25 protein-coding genes and 1 pseudogene are annotated in these 18,649 nt (G+C 62.4%); 18 read left to right on the top strand and 8 right to left on the bottom strand.

The window, feature by feature from the left end; genetic code table 11:
• Positions 1 to 41: 41 nt before the first annotated feature.
• The 17 genes from GJG85_RS09905 (at position 42) to GJG85_RS09825 (ending at position 13,047) form a co-directional block, all read left to right on the top strand.
• Positions 42 to 248: a hypothetical protein gene (locus tag GJG85_RS09905; protein ID WP_089488529.1), complete on the top strand. Its 207-nt coding sequence runs from the start codon at positions 42 to 44 to the stop codon at positions 246 to 248.
• On the top strand, positions 245 to 589 hold the full coding sequence (locus GJG85_RS09900; RefSeq protein ID WP_089488528.1) for a GPW/gp25 family protein: 345 nt from the start codon (positions 245 to 247) through the stop codon (positions 587 to 589). The genes GJG85_RS09905 and GJG85_RS09900 overlap by 4 nt, the downstream gene beginning before the upstream one ends.
• Complete coding sequence (locus tag GJG85_RS09895) at positions 586 to 1,479, top strand: baseplate J/gp47 family protein (protein WP_089488527.1); 894 nt, start codon at positions 586 to 588, stop codon at positions 1,477 to 1,479. Before GJG85_RS09900 ends, GJG85_RS09895 begins: the two co-directional genes overlap by 4 nt.
• Positions 1,469 to 2,038, top strand: a complete 570-nt coding sequence (locus GJG85_RS09890) for a phage tail protein I (RefSeq protein WP_089488526.1) — start codon at positions 1,469 to 1,471, stop codon at positions 2,036 to 2,038. The genes GJG85_RS09895 and GJG85_RS09890 overlap by 11 nt, the downstream gene beginning before the upstream one ends.
• On the top strand, positions 2,035 to 3,114 hold the full coding sequence (locus GJG85_RS34975) for a hypothetical protein (protein WP_239468902.1): 1,080 nt from the start codon (positions 2,035 to 2,037) through the stop codon (positions 3,112 to 3,114). The genes GJG85_RS09890 and GJG85_RS34975 overlap by 4 nt, the downstream gene beginning before the upstream one ends.
• Positions 3,115 to 3,576: a phage tail assembly chaperone gene (locus GJG85_RS09880; RefSeq protein ID WP_089488525.1), complete on the top strand. Its 462-nt coding sequence runs from the start codon at positions 3,115 to 3,117 to the stop codon at positions 3,574 to 3,576.
• A gap of 78 nt (positions 3,577 to 3,654) precedes the next feature.
• On the top strand, positions 3,655 to 4,824 hold the full coding sequence (locus GJG85_RS09875) for a phage tail sheath family protein (protein ID WP_089488524.1): 1,170 nt from the start codon (positions 3,655 to 3,657) through the stop codon (positions 4,822 to 4,824).
• Positions 4,825 to 4,834: 10 nt separating this feature from the next.
• Positions 4,835 to 5,338, top strand: a complete 504-nt coding sequence (locus GJG85_RS09870) for a phage major tail tube protein (protein WP_069617823.1) — start codon at positions 4,835 to 4,837, stop codon at positions 5,336 to 5,338.
• 93 nt (positions 5,339 to 5,431) lie between these two features.
• Positions 5,432 to 5,761: a phage tail assembly protein gene (locus GJG85_RS09865; RefSeq protein WP_089488523.1), complete on the top strand. Its 330-nt coding sequence runs from the start codon at positions 5,432 to 5,434 to the stop codon at positions 5,759 to 5,761.
• A 55-nt stretch (positions 5,762 to 5,816) separates the two neighbouring features.
• A complete protein-coding gene (locus GJG85_RS09860; RefSeq protein ID WP_089488522.1) occupies positions 5,817 to 8,231 on the top strand; it encodes a phage tail tape measure protein in 2,415 nt (804 codons plus the stop codon).
• A 10-nt stretch (positions 8,232 to 8,241) separates the two neighbouring features.
• Positions 8,242 to 9,123, top strand: a complete 882-nt coding sequence (locus GJG85_RS09855) for a phage tail protein (protein WP_089488521.1) — start codon at positions 8,242 to 8,244, stop codon at positions 9,121 to 9,123.
• Positions 9,098 to 9,304, top strand: coding sequence for a tail protein X (locus GJG85_RS09850; RefSeq protein WP_059585231.1), 207 nt, complete (start codon positions 9,098 to 9,100; stop codon positions 9,302 to 9,304). Before GJG85_RS09855 ends, GJG85_RS09850 begins: the two co-directional genes overlap by 26 nt.
• Before the next feature lie 10 nt (positions 9,305 to 9,314).
• Complete coding sequence (locus GJG85_RS09845) at positions 9,315 to 10,367, top strand: contractile injection system protein, VgrG/Pvc8 family (protein ID WP_089488520.1); 1,053 nt, start codon at positions 9,315 to 9,317, stop codon at positions 10,365 to 10,367.
• A gap of 74 nt (positions 10,368 to 10,441) precedes the next feature.
• Positions 10,442 to 10,891 carry a hypothetical protein gene (locus tag GJG85_RS09840; protein WP_060157964.1) on the top strand — a complete coding sequence of 150 codons (450 nt, stop codon included), beginning with the start codon at positions 10,442 to 10,444 and terminating at the stop codon, positions 10,889 to 10,891.
• Positions 10,888 to 11,454 carry a glycosyl hydrolase 108 family protein gene (locus GJG85_RS09835; protein ID WP_089488519.1) on the top strand — a complete coding sequence of 189 codons (567 nt, stop codon included), beginning with the start codon at positions 10,888 to 10,890 and terminating at the stop codon, positions 11,452 to 11,454. Before GJG85_RS09840 ends, GJG85_RS09835 begins: the two co-directional genes overlap by 4 nt.
• Before the next feature lie 2 nt (positions 11,455 to 11,456).
• A complete protein-coding gene (locus tag GJG85_RS09830; protein ID WP_239468900.1) occupies positions 11,457 to 12,098 on the top strand; it encodes a hypothetical protein in 642 nt (213 codons plus the stop codon).
• 157 nt (positions 12,099 to 12,255) lie between these two features.
• Positions 12,256 to 13,047 (top strand): DNA adenine methylase, encoded by a 792-nt coding sequence (locus GJG85_RS09825; RefSeq protein ID WP_089488517.1) that lies wholly within the window; start codon positions 12,256 to 12,258, stop codon positions 13,045 to 13,047.
• Positions 13,048 to 13,086: 39 nt separating this feature from the next.
• On the opposite strand, the gene GJG85_RS09820 is transcribed toward GJG85_RS09825, so the two are convergent.
• The 7 genes from GJG85_RS09820 to GJG85_RS09795 all read right to left on the bottom strand — a co-directional run bounded on the left by GJG85_RS09820 (position 13,087) and on the right by GJG85_RS09795 (position 16,766).
• Positions 13,087 to 13,797, bottom strand: coding sequence for an immunity 52 family protein (locus GJG85_RS09820; protein ID WP_089488516.1), 711 nt, complete (start codon positions 13,795 to 13,797; stop codon positions 13,087 to 13,089).
• Between the two features lie 2 nt (positions 13,798 to 13,799).
• On the bottom strand, positions 13,800 to 14,159 hold the full coding sequence (locus GJG85_RS35285; RefSeq protein WP_306427003.1) for a restriction endonuclease fold toxin 5 domain-containing protein: 360 nt from the start codon (positions 14,157 to 14,159) through the stop codon (positions 13,800 to 13,802).
• Positions 14,160 to 14,277: 118 nt separating this feature from the next.
• Positions 14,278 to 14,757: a hypothetical protein gene (locus tag GJG85_RS34970; protein WP_239468898.1), complete on the bottom strand. Its 480-nt coding sequence runs from the start codon at positions 14,755 to 14,757 to the stop codon at positions 14,278 to 14,280.
• Positions 14,750 to 15,253 carry a DUF4123 domain-containing protein gene (locus tag GJG85_RS09810; protein ID WP_089488514.1) on the bottom strand — a complete coding sequence of 168 codons (504 nt, stop codon included), beginning with the start codon at positions 15,251 to 15,253 and terminating at the stop codon, positions 14,750 to 14,752. The genes GJG85_RS34970 and GJG85_RS09810 overlap by 8 nt, the downstream gene beginning before the upstream one ends.
• Before the next feature lie 3 nt (positions 15,254 to 15,256).
• Entirely contained in the window at positions 15,257 to 15,670 is a 414-nt protein-coding gene (locus GJG85_RS09805) for a PAAR domain-containing protein (protein ID WP_089488513.1), read from the bottom strand.
• Between the two features lie 206 nt (positions 15,671 to 15,876).
• Positions 15,877 to 16,266: a hypothetical protein gene (locus GJG85_RS09800; protein WP_143328876.1), complete on the bottom strand. Its 390-nt coding sequence runs from the start codon at positions 16,264 to 16,266 to the stop codon at positions 15,877 to 15,879.
• A gap of 47 nt (positions 16,267 to 16,313) precedes the next feature.
• On the bottom strand, positions 16,314 to 16,766 hold the full coding sequence (locus tag GJG85_RS09795) for a hypothetical protein (RefSeq protein ID WP_179233133.1): 453 nt from the start codon (positions 16,764 to 16,766) through the stop codon (positions 16,314 to 16,316).
• Between the two features lie 80 nt (positions 16,767 to 16,846).
• On the opposite strand from GJG85_RS09795, the pseudogene GJG85_RS09790 reads away from it, so the two are divergent.
• Positions 16,847 to 17,212, top strand: a pseudogene (locus GJG85_RS09790) (DUF159 family protein); the annotation flags it as partial.
• Positions 17,213 to 17,409: 197 nt separating this feature from the next.
• Here GJG85_RS09790 and GJG85_RS09785 read toward each other — a convergent pair.
• Positions 17,410 to 18,507: an IS5-like element ISButh6 family transposase gene (locus tag GJG85_RS09785; protein WP_080334439.1), complete on the bottom strand. Its 1,098-nt coding sequence runs from the start codon at positions 18,505 to 18,507 to the stop codon at positions 17,410 to 17,412.
• Between the last annotated feature and the right edge of the window lie 142 nt (positions 18,508 to 18,649).

Genomic DNA, 18,649 nt, shown 5'->3' with positions numbered 1-18,649 from the left:
TTGCCCCGCTTCGGCGGGGTTTTGTTTTTGAGGGATTGATCATGGCAAAAGATACTCCGCAGGCAACTACTTCGGCCGCTCCGTCCGTTGCGACGTTCCTCGATACGCGGTTCCGTAGCCGCGTGATCGTGTTCCCGAACGGCGATGTGTTGCACGTCTTTTCCGGTGAAGCGACCGCAAAGACTGCCGCACAGATCGAATACCTCGACGCGCACCCGGACTTCAAGCGGCTCGAGGAGCGCGGATGAGCCGGTCCAGTGCGCTCGTCGGCATGGACCGATGGACCGGTGCGCCGATCAGTGGCGTCGCGCACCTGAAGCAGAGTCTCGGCGACATCCTCAGCACGCGCAAGGGCACGCGGCGAGAACTGCCTGAATACGGTTCGGATCTTCCGTTGATGGTCGACCTTCCGGTCACGCGCGGATGGATCTCGGCGGCACAGGCCGAGGCCGCACGCGCGATCGGCCGATGGGAGCCGCGCATCAAGCTGGCTCAGGTCAAGGTGCTGTTGGTCATCGACGGCAAACCAACGTTCGCGATTCGTGGCGAGTACGACGGCACGGCCGTCGAAATCGAGGTGCCAACATGACGATTATCGATCTCGCTTCGCTGGACCCGCCTGATCTTGTCGAGGTGCTCGACTTCGAGGCGGCGTTCCAGATGAAGCTGGAGTACTTCAAATCGATCTATCCCGATTGGACGGCGGCGCTGAAGTCGGATCCAGTCGTCAAGCTGATTGAGCTGGCAGCGTATGACGAGATCCGCGCAGCAGCGCGTCTCAACGACGCAGCCCGCGCGGGCATGCTCGCTTTCTCGACGGGCGCTGATTTGGAGCATCTAGCCGTGCTGCTGGATACGGAGCGCGCAGTCGTCGAGCCCGGCGATCCGGAGGCGAGTCCGCCAGTCGAGCGGCGCATGGAATCGGATGACCGGCTGAAGTTGCGCACGCAGATGTCGATGGAGCGCGCGACGGTCGCCGGGCCGTTCGCGGCATACCGGGCATTTGCGATGGATGCGTCGGCCGATGTCCTCGATGTCACTGTCGACCGGCCGGTGGCGGGCACAGTGCGACTCACGATCATGTCCGCACGCGGTGACGGTGTACCGGATGGGGCGTTGCTCGATCTTGTCCGCGCGAAGGTTACTCCGGAGACGGTTCGCCCGCTCAATGACACGGTTCTGGTCGAGCCGGCGATCAAGATCGAGTATGCGATCGATGGGCTGATCTATGTCGGCAGCGGGCCGGATCCGAGCATTGTGCTTGACGCACGGCGTAAGGTGCTCGACGGCGTGATAGCGAAGTCACGACGCCTTCGTGCCGGCATGCCGCGATCCGCGATTGAAGGGGCGCTGCATGCCCCGGACAGCGGTGTCACGCGTATCGAATTGCGCTCGCCGGCCGCCGACGTCTTGTGTGGTGCGCGCGAGTTTGCGCACTGTACGAGCATCAATCTGGAGGTCAAGGCAGATGACGTGTGAACCACTGCTGCCGTCCAACCAGACGCCGCTGGAGGCCGCACTCGCTCGCGTGCTGCGCCCGAGCGTCGATCCCGAGATCTTGCGCACGTTGTGGGACGCGGATCGTTGTCCGACAGCATGGTTGCCGTGGCTCGCATGGGCGCTCGCCGTCGATGGTTGGGAACTGGCGGAATCGGAAGACGCGCGGCGAGCGCTGGTGAAGGGATCGATGGCGCTGCACCGGAAGAAGGGCACGCCGTGGGCGGTCCGGGAGGTGATCCGGCGGCTCGGTTTCGGCGAGGTAACGATCATCGAGGGGCGCAGCGGTCGACGGCGCGACGGCTCGATTGTTCGTAATGGCGAGCAACTGCACGGGAAGCCAAGCGCGTGGGCCGAGTACATCGTGAAGCTTGAGGTGCCGATCACACGCGATCAAGGCGACAAGCTGTGGCGCGCAATTGAGCGTTACGCGCCCGCACGCAGCCAACTTGCCGCGCTCGACTATGCGGCCGTGCCGATCCGACACAACGGCGTTGCGCGGCGGGACGGGCAATACACAAGAGGGAGTATTACAACATGACCAATCTGGTTGAGATTGAGCGGTGGGAAGACGGGGTCTATCAACTCGAAACATCGGATCCCGTCGTCGGTGGACCTGAGGGAATCGACAACCTGCAGGCGAAACAACTTGCGAACCGCACCCGCTACCTGAAAAAGGCGGTTGAATCTGGTCAAAGCAACTTTGATGCGCATGTCGCGGCAGCCGATCCGCATCCGCAGTATGCGACGCATGCTGATTTGGCGGAGAAGGTAGCCGCGCTGGTGGCGCAGTCCCCGGAGACACTCGATACGCTGAGTGAGCTGGCGAAGGCTCTCGGCAACGATCCGAATTTCGCGACGACGATCGCGAATGCGCTTGCCGCGAAAGCGCCGCTCGATTCACCAGTGTTCGCAGGGACGCCAAAGGTTCCCGCGCTGGCACGATTCGACAACAGCACGCGGGCCGTCAACAGTGCATTCGTCAAATCCGTCGGCATGCAGGCGAGCGCATTCACGACGTTGGTCGGCGCGACGGTGCTGACCGAAGAGCACGCCGGCAGCACGATCTATCTCGGGGGCTCTGGAAACTACGCCGTCACATTGCCGCGCGCGTCCTCCGTGCCGGCGGGCGTGCGGCTGGAATTTGTCAGCGGGATTGGCGTCTCGCCGGTGAGCATTTCGCGTCAGGGCACCGACGTGATCTATATGAACGCCAACACGTCGCTTGCGACGGTACCCATGGCACTTGGTGACACCTTCGTCATCGAGAGTAACGGCGCCAATTGGTATTCGGTTGGTGGGTCGACTCCGCTGGCATTTACAAACGGATTCAGTGCTAGTCAATCTTCCAGCGGCTATCAGAGGCTGCCGAGCGGTCTGATCATCCAGTGGGGCAACATCGTCACAAATTCTAGTGGAACGGCATCCGTTACTTTCCCGATCGCCTTTCCGAACAACTGCTTCTCTGCAATATCCGTATCGAACGACGTGGCTAATTCCTATTCGAATATTCCGAGCGGATTGACGAAAACGGGATTAACTATCAACTGTTACTTCGGCGGTGGATCGTCGGTGAATACTTCGAAAAATCAGTTCTGGATTGCGATCGGAAACTAAATGATTACGGGTAAAAAATTCGCAGCATTTGACGCGCAAGGCAACGTCACCGCGTTCTACGATAGCGTCGACAGTCCGGTTCCGGACGAAGTAAGTGCTGTCGAAATCGACTTCGAGCTATGGCTCGATCTCATCGCCGCGCAATCCACCGGTAAGCGCCTTGTCATTGACAAGACCGGAAAGGTCGCCGCCCTTGATCCACTTCCGCCAACGCGGGCGGAAGCTGCATTTGCCAAGCGCATGGAGCGCGACGCGGCGCTGCACGCGACAGACTGGCTCGTCTCTCGGCATCAAGACGAGCAACTGCTTGGCGACGGAACGACCCTCACTGCGGATCAGTTTGCGGCGCTGCTGCGTTATCGACAGTCGCTGCGGGAGGCCAGCGATCTTCCGGGCTGGCCGTATACAGACCTGCCGTCACCACCGCCGTTCGCGACGGCCCAGCCCAAGGCGACGGCGTAACGAGACTTTCGATTCAAACCTATGCAAGGCCGCTCGATTCGAGCGGCCTTTTTATTTGTAGCTTTCTCGGAGACCTGAATGGCTGCTACTTCTTTCTATCACGGCGTGACGACCGTGCTCGTCGACGTCGGCCCGCGTACGATCGCCGTGCCGTCGACGTCGGTCGTCGGCATCGCCGATACCTACACGCCGGGCCCGGACCTCGTCGCACCGCACGTGCCCGTGCGTATTACCAGCGAATACGACGCCGCCGCAGCGTTCGGCGAGACGAGCTCGATCACGCGCGCGATTCAGGGCGTCTACAAGCAGAGCAAGACGGTCATGGTGGCGGTCGGCGTCCCGGCCGATCAGACCGACGCCGAGCTGACATCCGCGATCATCGGTGGTGTGTCGGCAGGCGGTGTTCGCACCGGCATGCAGGCACTGCTCGACGGTAAATCGCTGTTCGACCTGAAGCCGCGGCTGCTGCTCGCGCCGGGGCATACGGCCAAGCAGCCGGTCGCGACGGCGGCCGACGAGCTGGCCGCGAAGCTGCGCGCAATCGCCATCCTCGACGGGCCGAACAAGACCGACGAGGACGCGATCCAGTACGCGAAGAACTTCGGCAGCAAGCGGCTGTATCTCGTCGATCCCGGCGTGCGGTATTGGGACACGGCGAAGAACGCGGACGTCGATGCGCCGGCATCTGCGTACGCTGCCGGTCTGTTCTGCCAGACCGACGCGGCGATCGGCTTCTGGGCGTCGCCGTCGAACAAGGAGATCGTCGGTATCAGCGGTACGAAGCGACCGATCGAATTCCTCGACGGCGACGAGACGTGCCGCGCGAACCTGCTGAACAACTCATTCATCACGACGATCATCCGCGACGGTGGGTTCCGCCTGTGGGGCAACCGCACGCTGTCGGCCGATCCGAAGTGGTCGTTCGTGACCCGTGTGCGCACGCTCGACATCGTGATGGACGCCGTGCAGGCCGGCCATAAGTGGGCGGTCGATCGCGGGATCACGGGGACGTACGTGAAGGATGTGACCGAAGGGCTGCGGATGTTCATGCGCGACCTGCGCACGCAGGGTGCGGTGATCAACTTCGAGGTGTACCCGGATCCGAAGCTCAATTCGGCGTCGCAGCTTGAACAGGGCAAGGTGTACTGGAACATCCGCTTCACGGACGTCCCGCCCGCAGAAAACCCGATCTTCCGCTTCGAGGTCACCAACGAGTGGCTGACGGAAGTTCTCGACACGCAATCGTAAGAGGTGACGTATGGTCCCGGAAACTCTCAACAACATGGCGCTGTACGTCGATGGGCGCGGCTTTGCCGGCCGCTCGCCCGAAGTCAGTCCGCCGAAGCTGAAGATCAAGACGGAGGACTATCGCGCGGGCGGCATGGACGCGCCGGTCAAGGTCGACCAAGGCATGGAGGGGCTGCAGGCGGCGTTCACCATGGGCAGCGTCGAGCGTGACGTGCTGAAATTCTTCGGCCTGGCCGACAACAACGCATTCAACGCGACGTTTCGCGGTGCGTTCCGCGACACGCGTGGCAAGGTGAAATCGGTCGCGCTCATCATGCGCGGCATGCTGTCCGAATACGATCCCGGCAGCTGGAAGCCGGGTTCGACGTCGGAGCTGAAGTACACGGCCGAACTGTCGTACTACAAGGCCGAGATCGACGGTGCGGTGATCTGCGAGATCGACGTGCTCAACATGATCCGCGTCATCGACGGTGTCGACCAGCTTGCCGACGTGCGTAAGGCGCTCGGCATGTAGGAACGTTGGCCGGCGGCAACGCCGGCAAAGTAACTTTTCGATAACCAGAGGGGGCGGTCCGTTGACCGCCCTTTGTCATTTCAGAGGTGCTGAATGGAAACCGTGAAGATCACGCTGAAGTATCCCGTCTCGTTCGACGGCGTTGTGCGCAACGAGCTGGTGATGCGTCGCCCGAAGGTGCGCGACATGCGTACCGCGAGCAAGCAGGCGCAGGGCGACGACGAGCTGCGCGAAATCGTGCTGTTCGCGACGCTGGCCGAAGTCGCTCCCGACGATATCGAAGCAATGGACATGGTCGATTACGACGCCATGCAGCGTGCATACGAATCCTTTCGATCCGTTCGTCCGGCTTCCAATCGAGACGGTGAAGGCGCTGGCCCGGCGGATGATGAGGGAGTACGGAACGCAGCCGCAGTCGGTTGACGACATGACGATCGACGAATTGTTGTGGTGGCTGACGGATTGACCGAGGACTGACATGGCACGCGATATTGCACTTGGCATCGTCATCGGCGGTGCGGTGTCGGCAACGCTCGGTAAGGCGTTTGCCGATACGAATTCGAAGATCGTCGGGCTGCGCAAGACTGCGAGCGAGCGCGGCATGTGGCAGCGGCAGATCGGCGAGACGATCAAGCTGCAGGAGGAGTTCCGCCGCCTGCATCTTGCCGGCGACAGCGCGGCTGACGGAATCCGGCGCAAGCTGGACAACAACGTCCGTGCGTTGCGTGATGCGGGCTTCGAGGTCGACCGGCTCGATCGCGCATACGCCCGGCTCGGCCGGACAGTGCGGGGACTTGAGCTGAAGGCCGCAGGGCATGAGCGTCTGGCCGCCGGCCGCGAAGGCATGCGCAGCGCGGCCGGCGACGCGGTGAAGCTTGGTGCGGCCGTCGCCGTACCGACCGCTGTCTCCGCGCAGTATCAGGCAATCATCCGAGATATCGCCATCAAGGCCGGCATCGCGCGCACCGAGCAGGAACGCACGATGTCCGAGCGCATCCGACGTGACGCGCTGTCGAACGGCATGGGGCGCAACGAGCTGGCCGACGCCGTCAACCAGATGGTCGCGGCCGGGATGGACGTCGACCGGGCGCTGAACTTCGGCCCGGCCGTGGCGAAATTCTCGGTGGGTCAGGGAGCGTCGAGTGTAGAAACCGCGCAGATGATTCAGGCGCTGCAGCAGAACGCCAACATCACGGATCCCAAGGCGATGATGAAGGCGCTCGAAGCGATCGCGTATCTCGGCAAGGATGGTTCGTTCGAGTCCGTCGACATGGCCCGGTGGTTCCCGGTGCTGCTTGCCGAAATGAAGAAGATCGGTATCACGGGGCAGGATTCCGTGACGCAGCTTGGCGCGATGCTGCAGGTTCAGATGAAGACCGCCGGCAACGCCGACGAGGCGGCGAACAACCTCAAAAACTGGTTCTCGAAGATCGGTTCGGGCGAGACCGAGCGCAACTACAAGAAGGCCGGCGTCGACTACGAAGCGAAGATGAAAGAGGCGATCGGCAAGGGCTGGTCGACGCTGGAGGCGTCGTTCGTTCTCGCTCGGGCGTACATCGAGCGTGTCGATCCGAAGAAGGCGGCCCAGCTCGCAGCGGTGGCGAAGCAACTGAACAGCGAGCTGGATCCGGCCAAGCGTCAGGCGCAGATGCGGGCCTTCGAGGACACGATGAAAACCGGTGACCTGTTCAATGACATGCAGGTCAAGGCCGCGCTGACGGCCTACATGCAGAACGCCGATCTGTATCAGAAGCTCAAGCGCAATGCGGCGGACGCGAACGGCGAGATCGAGAAGGATCTGGCTGATCGGCGTGCGACATCGAAGCAGATCTGGAGCGAGGTCGTCCAGCAGTGGGACGACGCGATGCGCAGTATCGGCGATGCGCTGCGGCCGGTGACGGATCTGGCCGGCAAGGTCGCGAAGCGGGCGGGCGAAACGGTGCAGCACGCGTCGGACGCCGCACCTGGTTCGACGGCGGCGGTCGTTGGCGTCATCGGCACGGCGATTGCCGTTCGTGGTGCCCGTGCCGCGTGGAACATGGGGCGCGGTGTGCTCGACATCCTGCGCGGCGGTTGGATGGCGCGACGCGGTGGCGGTGGAGCGGCCGGGGGCGGTGCCGCCGGAGGGCGCGTTGGTAAGGCGCTCGATGCGTTGAGTGGCGCTGGCGGGGGCGTACAGCGCGTATTCGTTGTCAACTTGCCGGGCGGCGGCCTTGGCGGCGTTGCTGGGGCCGCAGGTGACCTGCTCGGCGATCTGGCCGGAGGCGGCTCGGGTGGTGGCCCGGTTCCGCGCGGTCGTCTCGGCCGTGTCATCGGGGCGTTTCGGACGATCGTCGGTCGTTTCGCGCCTTACGCGGGAAAACTGGCCGTCGCCGCCAGTGTCATGAAAATCGCATTCGCAGCCAAGGATGCGTACGCGGTTGCACGCAGCGATCAGCCGTCCGAGCGCAAGGCGGAAGGGTACGCGAGCATCGGTGGCTCGCTCGCAGGGGGCATGATCGGGGCGAAGCTCGGGGCAGGTATCGGGGCGCTCGGCGGGCCGATTGGTGTGGCGGTCGGTGGTGTTGTCGGCGGTGCGATCGGTACGTTCGCCGGTGGAAAGTTACTTGGGGCGATGGCGCGGTTGGCGACGGGTTCGAAGGACGGCGACAGCAACGCGGCGAAGGCGGCCGCGAAGGTGGCGGCCGGCCCGGACTCGCCGCAGTCGCGGCCGTTCAAGGTCGAGCAGCAAAACTCGTTTGCGCCGGTGTTCCACATCAAGGTCGAGGGCGGCACGGACGCGGAGATCGCGGACAAGCTGCTCGCGCGCATCAATCCGCTGATTCAGCGAACGATGACCGAGTCGATGGACAAGAGCAACCGGTCGGCCATGTTCGACGCGCCGCATCTGTAAGGGGGAGTGGATGGACTTCATTTCGAGTGTGACGCAGGCGGCAACGCAAGCGAGCATCGCGTCCGAACGTGTTCGGCACGTGGTGCGCGTGTTCGATCGGAACCGGAGCGCGAGTCAGAACACGGTCGACGTGCTGACGAAGTTGGCGATGGGAAACCTTACGTCGGCCGCCGACCTGCTGCGCGGGGCAACGAGCCTGCTGTCGGTCGCCGGTGACCTGAGTCCGCAGATCGGTACGGTGATGCGCAGCTTCTCGGCAACCGGTGCGGCCGTCAGTGGCGTGCTGAAGATGATCGGGGGCGTCAATCACCCGTTGATCCAGTCGGCCGCGCAGTCGGTCATGGGCGCGTTGGGCGACGCGAAAACGCAGTTCACCGCGTTGGTCGGCGAGCAGACGATGGGCGCGCTGAAGTCGTTCGCGCAGACGACCGGCCTGAGTTCGGTTCTCTCCGGCCTGTTCGATAGCGCGACGTCTTCCACCCCTCATCTGCTGACGCTATCAACGGATGACGGGGACGCGTTCCACTTCGGGCTGTCGACGGCGGCGTACGACAAGCTGCGGCGTTCGACGCGCTTCAAGATCGCGTCGCAGGAACGCTTGAATCGCGAAGAGGCGCAGCAGCCGGTGAGTCAGGGTGGCGACACGATCACGCTGTCCGGCGTCGTGTTTCCGTCGCTCGGTGCCGGTTTCCGTCAGTTGGAAACGCTGCGCGCGATTGGCGCGAAGTTGAAGCCGGTGCAACTGACGGCCGGCACGGGCGACGTGCTCGGACGCTGGTATCTGCACAGCGTCGACGAAGAGCAGGAGGCGCTGATGTCGGACGGTGCGCCCCGCAAGCAAACCTACAGTCTGGAGTTTGGCCGCTATGGCGAAGATTTTGCGAACCTCTGACGGGGACATCCTCGACTCGCTCTGCTACGCCCATTACGGGACGTTGAAGGGCACCGTCGAGGCCGTGTACGAAGCCAATTCCGGCCTTGCGCGCGAGCCGCAGCCGTTCCGGTCGGGCGTGTTGATCACGATGCCGGATCTCGACACGCCGCGCGACGAACCGATTCAGCTCTGGTCGTGACGGAGGGACGATGCGTGCAATTTTTCAGGTCGTCGCGAACGGCGACGACATCACGCGCGTGATTCAGGATCGCGTACTGCGGATCCAGACAACCGACAAGCCGGGCCTTGAGGCCGACGAATGCGAGGTCGAGCTGGACGATCGGGACGGCAAGGTCCGATTCCCGCCGAAAGGCGCGACGTTGAAGATCTCGCTCGGTTGGGAGGGGCAGGGGCTGTCGATGCTCGGCGAGTATGCCGTCGACGAGATCGTGCTGCGCGGGCCGCCGGCGACGATCATCATCCGCGGCCGACCGTCCAACATGCGAGCGACCTCGAAGACGCAGCGCAACGGTAGTTGGACGAACGTGAAGCTGGCCGACATCGTCGGCGACGTCGCTCGGCGCAACAAATGGGTGGCCGCGTGCTCGGTCGACGCCGCCGTGCCGCGTGCCGATCAGTTCGGGGAGAGCGACCTGCATTTCATCACGCGTATCGCGCGGCAGTACGGCGCAACGGCGACGGTGAAGGCAGGCAAGCTGATCGTCGGGCCGATCGGCGGCGGCAAGAGCGCGAGCGGCAAGCCGCTGCCGGCCATCACCCTGACGCCGGCCGATCTGACGGACTACGAGATCTCGTTTCCTGACCGCGCCAGCTTCGTTGCCGTACGGGCGAAGGTGCACGACAAGAAAACGGGGAAGAAGATCGACCTGACGATCCCGAATCCAGACGCACCGCCGGGAGCCGCCGCTGTCCATACCGAGCGCCATGCGTTCGCCAGTCCGGAGGCGGCCAAGGCCGGCGCGAAGTCTCGTCTGGAGAAGCTGAACCGGCATACGGCGCGCAGCGTGCTGCGCATGAAGGGGCGCACCGACATATCGGCCGAGAAGACCGTGAAGCTTTCCGGCTTCAAGCAGGAGGCGGACGGCGATTTTCTGGTCGATTCCGTCCGACATACCTATGCCGGTAACGGGTGGGAGACGTCGGTGGAGCTGAACGCCGGCAACAAGGGGAAGGCGAAGGTCGGCCATCGCAAGAAGCCGACGAAGAAAGTCGACCTGGTCGTACCGTCGCCGCCGAAGTAACACGCGAGCGTATCAATTTCTGGCAGCCGCCTCGGGGCAACCCGGGCGGCTTTTTTATTTTCAGCGGGGGTTTGATGGGTGATGAAAAGCAGGAGGGGCTGGCCGTTCAGATCGCGACGTTGACGCAGCAGATGCGCGCCGTCGCGGCGAGTGTCGAGGACATCAAGCGATCGGTGCAGCCGTTCGCGGATCTCGACCGGCGACTCGCAGAGATGGCCGTGCGAGCGGAGACGACGCGAGAGGACATCGGACTGCTGTGGAGCCGGTCGCGGGCGGAAGAGCGTGCTCGCGGCGAGCTGGCCGACGAGATCGCCGACGTCGATCGCAAGGTCGACGCGATGAAGAACAAGGCAACGGGCGCGATGTGGGTGCTCGGTGTGTGTCTCGGTGTGGTGCAGACGTTTCTGGTCGGTTCGATCGTCTGGGTCTTCACGCACATCAACGAGGGCGATGCGCTCAATCGTCTGCAGCAGCAGCGCATCGATTTACTGGAACAGGCGGTGAGCCGGGGAGGGAAGCAATGAACGTAACGGCGAAGATTGACGCGCTGATCGGGCGCGAAGGCGGGTTCTCGAACGATTCGAACGATCGCGGCAATTGGTATCTCGGGAAGCTCGAAGGAACCATGTGGGGTGTGACGGCCGCCGAAGCGCGCGCGTATGGATACACGGGGCCGATGAAGGACATGCCGCGCTCGACGGCCGTCGCGATCTACGAGTCGCGGTACTGGCAGCGTCCGAAGTTCGACCAGGTCGACGCAATCTCGTCGACGCTCGCGGAAAAGCTGTTCGACATCGGCGTGAACACGGGGCCGCCGACCGGCGTCAAATTCATGCAGCGGGCGCTGAACGTGCTGAACCAGAACGAAAAGACGTTCCCGGATATCTCGGTCGACGGCGGCATCGGCCCGATGACGATCACGGCGCTGAAGGCGTTCCTGCAGCAACGTGGGGCGGACGGGCATCGCGTGCTGTATGGCATGGTCGCCGCGCAACAGTCGGTGTTCTACATCGAGCTGGCCGAGTGCCGGCCGGAGAACGAGACATTCGAATACGGGTGGCAGCTCAACCGCGCACTGGGGGTGTGACGATGCTCGACATCCTGAAGACTGTTGCGCCGTGGCTGGTCACGGCGCTGACCGGCGGTGTGCCCGGTATCGCGGCGATGGCCGCGTCGACGATCGCGGACAAGCTTGGCTTCGGTGACGGTTCGGTGGACGCCGTGAAGGCAGCGCTGGCCGGTCAGTCGGTGACGCCCGAGCAACTGCTTGCGTTGAGGCAGGCCGACGCGGACTTCGAGCTGAAGATGCGGCAGGCCGGTTTCGAGCATGCGGAAAGCATGGCGGGCATTCAGGTGCAGGCCGACAAGGTCGCGGCCGACGATCGCGCGAGCGCTCGCCAGTACGCTGCGGCCGAACACGACCACACGGCGCGGAACCTCGCCTACATGTACACGGTGGCATTGTTCGTCGTGATCGGGCTGGAGTTCTATCTGGCGATCGGCGAGATCAAGATGCCCGACGTCGTGAAGAGCACGCTCGACACGCTGCTCGGTGTGCTGATCACGATGGTGATCGGCTCGAAGGAGTACTTCTTCGGATCCTCGTCGCGGGCGGACAAGCAAGCGGACCGCATTACGCAGTTCGCCGTGTCGCCCGACATCACGGTGACGGGCGGCCCGATCGATCCGAAGGCGATTGCATCGGTTCCAGCCGAGCGCCGAACGCTGTGACGGCAGCGAGGCATTGAAGAAACAGGGCGGCCGGGGGAATGTTGGAGCATTCGCCCGGTCGCCTTTCCACTGATAGCGCCAGTGAATCAGCCAAGGCCCTGCTACCTACCGGTAGGCGGGCCGGATTCTACACCAAGTTCAAAAAACGGCTTTCACAATGGCAAATCCCATTATTCCTTGGATCGGCGGCAAGCGCCGTCTTGCAGACCATCTCATCCCGCGTTTCCCGGCGCACGATTGCTATGTCGAAGTGTTCGCGGGTGGGGCTGCGCTGTACTTTCTGCGGCCGCCGGCCAAGGTCGAAGTTATCAACGACGTGAACGGGGAACTGATCAACCTCTATCGCGTCGTGCAGCATCACCTGGAGGAGTTCGTACGTCAGTTCAAGTGGGCGTTGACGAGCCGGCAGGTGTTCGAGTGGCTGAAGCAGACGGTCCCGGAAACGCTCACCGATATCCAGCGTGCTGCGCGGTTCTACTACCTGCAGAAAAGTTGCTTTGGCGGCATTGTGCACGGTCAGACATTTGGTACCGCGACGACTGCGCCGCCCGGGTTGAACCTGCTTCGTTTGGAGGAGGAGCTGTCAGCCGCGCACTTACGCCTCGCGGGTGCGTACATCGAGCGGATGCATTGGAGCGAATGCATGGAACGATACGACCGTCCGCACACGCTTTTTTATCTCGATCCGCCGTACTACGAAACACGCGGTTACGGCGTCGAGTTTGCCTTTGAGGAATACGAGAAGATTGCGGACCGTCTTCGAAAAATTAAGGGGCGAGCGATTGTCAGCTTGAACGACCATCCCGACATCCGGCGCGTGTTTGAAGGCTTTCATATCGAGACGGTGCCGCTCCAGTATACGGTTGCCGGTGGTCACAAGGGCGTCGAGCGAAACGAACTGATTATTTTCAGTTGGGACGACGCGGCGCAGCCGGTCGGGTTGTTCTGAAGAGGAAGAGAAGCCGGTGGGGCGATTGCCCCACCTGACTCAGATACTCGAGTAGGTCGGGAGAAGATCCTGATCGACGAGGCGGATTTCGATGCGATTGGCAACCTCGATGTGCTCGGGGTTGTCGATCGAGAATGGGGCATCTGTCACGCTGACGATGATTGTACCGGTCTGGTTTTTGCCGGCTTCGGGAACAGGGATCAGGGCGCGTGCCTCGGGGACTTGTTGTTGCGTGATGATCTTCGGTAAGTACAGCATCCAACCGACGCCGGGCTTGTCGTCGAAGACCTGCTTGTCGACGTAACCTTGAGGCTCGACTGTCACGTATGCCGGCGCGGTGTGCTGGACAATAGCTTCGACGATCGCAATGGCTTGTTGTTCCGAAAGCAGTCGTTCGTCATTGAAGTCCGCTTCGATTTTCTTCGGGCGCTCTTTCGTTGCGACGAGATACGTCAATGTTGCGCCAGTCCGTTGGTCATCGCCGCCATCCCACAGTGAAACAATCTGCGGCCGATGTTCCGCGCCTTCGAACTCGGTTCGCAACACTGCCAGCGCAGCGGCCGTCGGCTTCCAGTCCTCAAACGCAGGATACAGACGGGCTTCCTCTTTCGACTCGCCTGTCAGGAACCATTGGGAGAACTGCGGCGCGTGAGCGTGTATTGCCTGCGCGACTGATCCGAGCTGTTCAAAGACGACGGGCAGGTCGGATGCGTCATGCTGCGGATCTCTGAAGCGGGAGGTGATTTTCATATTCAGCCAGTGACAACGTAGGGAATCCCGTTTTCTGCGAGAGTTGTGCGGAAGTAGGACATCGTTAGCGGAGTCTGAAAATAGTACTGGAGTTTGGTCGGTGGGTTGGCATGGACCTTCATTGCTCGCTCTTCGATTTCCACCGTGATTTTAGAAAACCCCTTGAACCACGTGACGGGCTTCTTCGTCTCGCTGTCGAAGAACTGGTCATAGTCCCCCTTCGCTTCCTGCAGGAGGCAGGCCGGTTGTTGGAATCCATCAAAGTCGGTGCCATTCCATGCCCACTCCTCGCTCCATCCTTCCTCGACGCTGTACGGCCGTCCAGTGATGCGTCCTTGATACTCGCGAGGCCCGCGATTCATGTGGTAACGGCGCCGGGCCGGCGCACCGCCTAATTCGGGCGGGCATTGCTGGCATTTTTCACCAGTACGAGGCACTGCGCGGACGTCCGGCGTCGCCTTGCTTTCGTCCCTCGGCGTATCACCCGACAGACTCCCCGTTCCCGCCACTGCTGCCCCGCCCAACAAGGCTGCGCCAGCGCGCGCCAATAGCGGCCCAAGCTCCACTGCTGCCGCTTCGATTATCGGTCCCACGAACCCCGCCATCGATTGATCTCCTATCGTATTCCGAATGTTCGATGCGCCACTTGATGACGCGGAAATAGTCGTGAAAGCGTTCGTCGGCAGATCGGCCGGGCCGCGTCATCCATGCGCGCGTGGCCGGCTTTTCGTAAAACTTCGGAGCGTATGCCTCGATTCGAAGGAACGCCGCCACGTTTTCATCGGACTGAATGCCCAACTGTCGAGCCGCGACGTATGCGTTCCATAGACGCGTTGACAGAGTGCTATCGTCGGCCAGTTTTGGATCGACTTTGACGAGATCCTGCCTGACGCGCTCGACGTATCCGCGCGCGTCGATTTGGGTGAGGCCGGCGACCTGTTCGCTTGTCAGCTCAAGCATGCGGGTGTACTCCCCTGAGTTTTCCATTCACTTCGACGAGCCAGTCGAATGTCGGCACGAAGAACTGCATGCGCTGCGTGAATTCCATCAGCGACGCCATGTCGGCCATGATGCGGGCATCGTAGAAGCGGAGCAGGGCCGTGCTTCCATTGGGCAAGCGTACGTCGAGGCGGCCGCGCAGCTCGTCAGCGAGTGATTCGATCGGATATGCGCTGATCAGCCACGACACGCCGGTGGAGCCGCTGGCCATTGTGGAGAGAGTTCGTCGGATATTGCCGGCCGCAGCCTCGTACGCAAAAAGCCACGGCCCAGCGTCTGCGAGTGACGCGTCCTGCGTGCCATCGAATACAGCTATGGCCGACTGCGATCGTTGGGGCGATGAACCGCCGGCCGCATCAGCGTAGAGAAGGCCGTCGACGAGGGCGTACAGATGCACCTGCATGGTCAACTGCTGTTGACGCTTGAAGAAGAAGGCTTCGATCGAATTTCCGGTCATGGGCTACCCGCGCGCGATCATCGTCGCGGCATTCTCGGCCGCAGCTTTCAGGCATTCGAGACAGAGCGTCGGTGAGGGAGCAAGCGCTGCGGCAGTCGCTGCGATGGCGGTACTTGCGCCGCCAGTCGTCGCTTTTCCTGATCCGACGTCCTCGAACGTCGCTGACGACTGCGATGCGATCAGCGTCGCTCCGCACGCGGTTTTCATGCCCTCGACGGCGGTTTCTCGTCCGTCGAACGTGTGCGAGTATTGTCGCCCAGTCGCAAGGATCGGAAAGACCCCCTTGCACTGTGGGCAAAGTACCTTGTGCCCGACGCCGGCAATGGGCTTTCCATCAATGGTCGCGGTCGCACTGCCCTCCAGCACGCGGCCGCCATGCGTCGTCGTGTCGCCGACGCAGATCATGGCTCGGGCCATATGTTCTCTCGTAGGTGTGGTTTTTGTATGAATTTACCATCAACCGAGGAACGACCGCCCAATGACGCCCCTCACGGCTGTCTACGTTCGCTAATCGAATTGGGGCAGCGGTGACAAGTGGGATTTGCGCGCGGGTGTCTGCTCACACGTCGCATCGTTCGCCGGGACACCGCAGGGTTTGTCCGGGACCTATCGTCCGTTGGAGCCTAGTTGAGCGGTTCGATGTAGAATCCGCGCGCCGTCAGGTCCATCTTGACGTCGCTGAACGAGTCGAAAATGTCGTATCCGCATTCGACGTACGTAGTTTTGGAATCGAATTTGAGTTCCTCGATGTTGCGCTTCCATGTGAGCGGCAAGTCGGTCGAGTGCCCCGGATCGAAGTGGACGACGCAGAGGTACGGCGGACGAACGCCGCGAGGCGGATACTCCGTGCGTAGTACGAGCTCGACGTTCACGACGACATGGTGTTCCGGAATGCGGTCCAGGTAACGCAGCAGGTACGCTCGCAGCGAATGGCCGTCCTTCCGGTCTTGCGCCGAGGCGAAGCCAAACCAGTCGTCGTCGGAATCCCTGAATTCTTCCGCAATCGTGCGCATGTCGATCTCCAAGTGCGACGAACGTTCAGGATGCCATAGCCGCGCCCTCACTTCATGCCGGCGCGCAGCATCTCTTCTCCCAGCAGGTGGTATAGCTTTCGAAACGGCCCAAACGGACCGTCCAGATCGCCACGGTTCGACGTCGCACTTTCGGTCGTCTGCCACCAGTCCATGACCTTCTCAAGAGACTTTCGCAGCGCCACGATCTCGAGGATCAGGCGCCGTACCTCGGGGTCGCGGTTGGTGCGCCAGAGCTCGCGCAGCTCCGCTTCGGTCGGGGCGACGAAGTCCGGCATCGGCACGTGGCGGCGGCATGGCTCCCTAAGCGGCACCACATTTCGATCGACCTTCGTCTCCTCCAGCGGGCGCGGGTCCGATTCATCGGGGAACTGTCCGGTGTAGGACTGAAATTCTCCCCGCGTCACAGGGAGGTGCGTGCGCCGGCGCTCCCCGGATTCGAGGTGCGTGTACTCCCAGATATAGGCCCAGCGCGGTTTCATGATGCGACGTGATGCTGTATGGATGTACAGTGTAGCGCGGGGTAAGATGGTGCCGTCAAGATCGAAAATTGGGGACGGCGATGTGCACGAATTACGTGGCGCCGGGCGAGGATCCGGGCCTGAGCGAGCTCAAGATCGACAGCTTCCGTGACCTGTACCGCTGGACCCCGTGGAAGCCCGAGATCTACCAGGACTACGACGCGCCGATCGTCGGCTACGTCGACGGGCAGTTCAAGCCGCTGCTCGCCAGCTTCGGCTTTGTGCCGCGTGCGATTCAGAAGGAGCGGATTGAAGCGGCAAAGGCGGCCGGCAAGAAGCCGGACATAATGCGCACGCTGATGAACGTGCGCGATGACAACGTCGGGAAGTCGCGGCTATTCGCTCCAACGTGGCGAGCCGGGGGCCGCTGCCTCATCCCGGCCAAGTACGTCGTCGAGCCGTCGTATCCGGACGCCTATCAAGGGAACGATGGCAAATGGGTGCTAGCAGGCTGTTGAAAAGCGCCTCGCTTTGATGACTGGGGCACTGTTTAAAAGGATTTCGTATGCGCTTGGCTGCCGAGTTGCCAACGAATCGCCGAAGCTGGACCGTTCGCGAGCGATCCAGCCGGCGCGTTGCCGTACGACGGCCGCGCTTGGGCGGCTCATTGCACCGCTCCTTGCGGCGGCACCACCGTCAGCATTCGCGCCATTCGAGTCAGATTGCTCGCCAGCATCGTCAGCTTGAAGTGCTGGTCGACCCGTTTGAGGCCGCGATACGCGGTCTGTCGAATCCTGCCGACGGTCTTGCCCCAGCCGAAGTGCTCTTCGATGCGTTTGCGAATCACTTGGCTAATGCCATAACCGGCGTGCCGCGAGGTGCGGCCGTCGATCGCACTGCCGCCTTGATGCGTGTCGTTGCGCGCGACGTGTGGCGTCACTTTGCGCGCTCGGCAATCCCGCACAAAGTCGCGCATGTCGTAACCCTTGTCGGCGCCGAGCGTCTTGGCGTGACGACCCGGCACGCAATCGAGCAGGCGCAACGCACTCGCGCGTTCGCCGAAACCATCAGCGTGGCTGACCACTGCGCCGACCACCAAGCCCGAGCGGTTCTCCATCAGGATGTGCCCCTGATAACAAAGGATGGCTCCGCTTTGCCGCCCCTTGCGGAACAGGCGCGCATCCGGATCGGTGCTCGATTCATGCGTGTCGTTGCTGCGCCGCTTGCCCTTCCAGTCGGTGTCGACATTGCGGCCACCGCCGGCTGGCGGATCGTCCGAACCGTCCTTGGGCCGGAAGCTCTTGTGGCTGGCCCAAGCCTGGATCAGCGTGCCATCGACCGAGAAGTGTTCTCTGGACAGCAGCCCTTGCTTGTCGGCCAGGCTCATGACTTCGGTAAAGAACGCTTCGACCACGTCGTGCTCCAGCAGTCGATCCCGGTTCTTCGAGAACACCGAGTGGTCCCACACGGCGTCTTCGATGGCCAAGCCGACGAACCAGCGGAACAGCAGGTTGTAGCGCATCTGCTCCATCAGCATGCGCTCGCTGCGTACCGAGTAGAACACCTGCAGCAACAACGCACGCAACAGCTTCTCCGGTGCAATCGACGCGCGGCCGCTGTCCGCGTAGATCGTGCCGAACAACCCGTTGAGCCGCTTCAGTGCCTGATTGACCAGCAGCCGGAGCGGCCGCAACGGGTGATCGGCCGGCACGAAATCTTCCAGCTTCACCGTCGTGAACAGCGGTTCCTGCATCTCGTCCATTCCGCGCATCGCTCTTATCTGCCCAAGGTCATGAACACGATATCTCTAACGCACCGCTCGCAACGCCCGTTTACACCGTTCCGAATTTCAACAGCCTGCTAGGTCCGTGCGTGTGGCAGCGCATCAGCGTAATCGATCGCCC

Source organism: Burkholderia sp. MS389 (assembly GCF_016899425.1).
GTDB lineage: Bacteria > Pseudomonadota > Gammaproteobacteria > Burkholderiales > Burkholderiaceae > Burkholderia > Burkholderia sola.
Note: the sequence above shows the minus strand (reverse complement) of the source record. Positions and strands in the feature narration are given on the sequence as shown.

Excerpts from the sequence above, each read along its gene's own strand:
- GJG85_RS09820 (WP_089488516.1), bottom strand. The coding sequence starts at position 13,797 with ATGAAAATCACCTCCCGCTTCAGAGATCCGCAGCATGACGCATCCGAC.
- GJG85_RS09865 (WP_089488523.1), top strand. The coding sequence starts at position 5,432 with ATGGAAACCGTGAAGATCACGCTGAAGTATCCCGTCTCGTTCGACGGC.
- GJG85_RS09805 (WP_089488513.1), bottom strand. The coding sequence starts at position 15,670 with ATGGCCCGAGCCATGATCTGCGTCGGCGACACGACGACGCATGGCGGC.
- GJG85_RS09850 (WP_059585231.1), top strand. The coding sequence starts at position 9,098 with ATGGCGAAGATTTTGCGAACCTCTGACGGGGACATCCTCGACTCGCTC.
- GJG85_RS09845 (WP_089488520.1), top strand. The coding sequence starts at position 9,315 with ATGCGTGCAATTTTTCAGGTCGTCGCGAACGGCGACGACATCACGCGC.
- GJG85_RS09905 (WP_089488529.1), top strand. The coding sequence starts at position 42 with ATGGCAAAAGATACTCCGCAGGCAACTACTTCGGCCGCTCCGTCCGTT.
- GJG85_RS34975 (WP_239468902.1), top strand. The coding sequence starts at position 2,035 with ATGACCAATCTGGTTGAGATTGAGCGGTGGGAAGACGGGGTCTATCAA.
- GJG85_RS09835 (WP_089488519.1), top strand. The coding sequence starts at position 10,888 with ATGAACGTAACGGCGAAGATTGACGCGCTGATCGGGCGCGAAGGCGGG.
- GJG85_RS09855 (WP_089488521.1), top strand. The coding sequence starts at position 8,242 with ATGGACTTCATTTCGAGTGTGACGCAGGCGGCAACGCAAGCGAGCATC.
- GJG85_RS09900 (WP_089488528.1), top strand. The coding sequence starts at position 245 with ATGAGCCGGTCCAGTGCGCTCGTCGGCATGGACCGATGGACCGGTGCG.
- GJG85_RS09880 (WP_089488525.1), top strand. The coding sequence starts at position 3,115 with ATGATTACGGGTAAAAAATTCGCAGCATTTGACGCGCAAGGCAACGTC.
- GJG85_RS34970 (WP_239468898.1), bottom strand. The coding sequence starts at position 14,757 with ATGCTTGAGCTGACAAGCGAACAGGTCGCCGGCCTCACCCAAATCGAC.
- GJG85_RS09895 (WP_089488527.1), top strand. The coding sequence starts at position 586 with ATGACGATTATCGATCTCGCTTCGCTGGACCCGCCTGATCTTGTCGAG.
- GJG85_RS09800 (WP_143328876.1), bottom strand. The coding sequence starts at position 16,266 with ATGCGCACGATTGCGGAAGAATTCAGGGATTCCGACGACGACTGGTTT.
- GJG85_RS09810 (WP_089488514.1), bottom strand. The coding sequence starts at position 15,253 with ATGACCGGAAATTCGATCGAAGCCTTCTTCTTCAAGCGTCAACAGCAG.
- GJG85_RS35285 (WP_306427003.1), bottom strand. The coding sequence starts at position 14,159 with ATGAATCGCGGGCCTCGCGAGTATCAAGGACGCATCACTGGACGGCCG.
- GJG85_RS09860 (WP_089488522.1), top strand. The coding sequence starts at position 5,817 with ATGGCACGCGATATTGCACTTGGCATCGTCATCGGCGGTGCGGTGTCG.
- GJG85_RS09785 (WP_080334439.1), bottom strand. The coding sequence starts at position 18,507 with ATGGACGAGATGCAGGAACCGCTGTTCACGACGGTGAAGCTGGAAGAT.
- GJG85_RS09840 (WP_060157964.1), top strand. The coding sequence starts at position 10,442 with ATGGGTGATGAAAAGCAGGAGGGGCTGGCCGTTCAGATCGCGACGTTG.
- GJG85_RS09890 (WP_089488526.1), top strand. The coding sequence starts at position 1,469 with ATGACGTGTGAACCACTGCTGCCGTCCAACCAGACGCCGCTGGAGGCC.
- GJG85_RS09825 (WP_089488517.1), top strand. The coding sequence starts at position 12,256 with ATGGCAAATCCCATTATTCCTTGGATCGGCGGCAAGCGCCGTCTTGCA.
- GJG85_RS09795 (WP_179233133.1), bottom strand. The coding sequence starts at position 16,766 with ATGAAACCGCGCTGGGCCTATATCTGGGAGTACACGCACCTCGAATCC.
- GJG85_RS09870 (WP_069617823.1), top strand. The coding sequence starts at position 4,835 with ATGGTCCCGGAAACTCTCAACAACATGGCGCTGTACGTCGATGGGCGC.
- GJG85_RS09875 (WP_089488524.1), top strand. The coding sequence starts at position 3,655 with ATGGCTGCTACTTCTTTCTATCACGGCGTGACGACCGTGCTCGTCGAC.
- GJG85_RS09830 (WP_239468900.1), top strand. The coding sequence starts at position 11,457 with ATGCTCGACATCCTGAAGACTGTTGCGCCGTGGCTGGTCACGGCGCTG.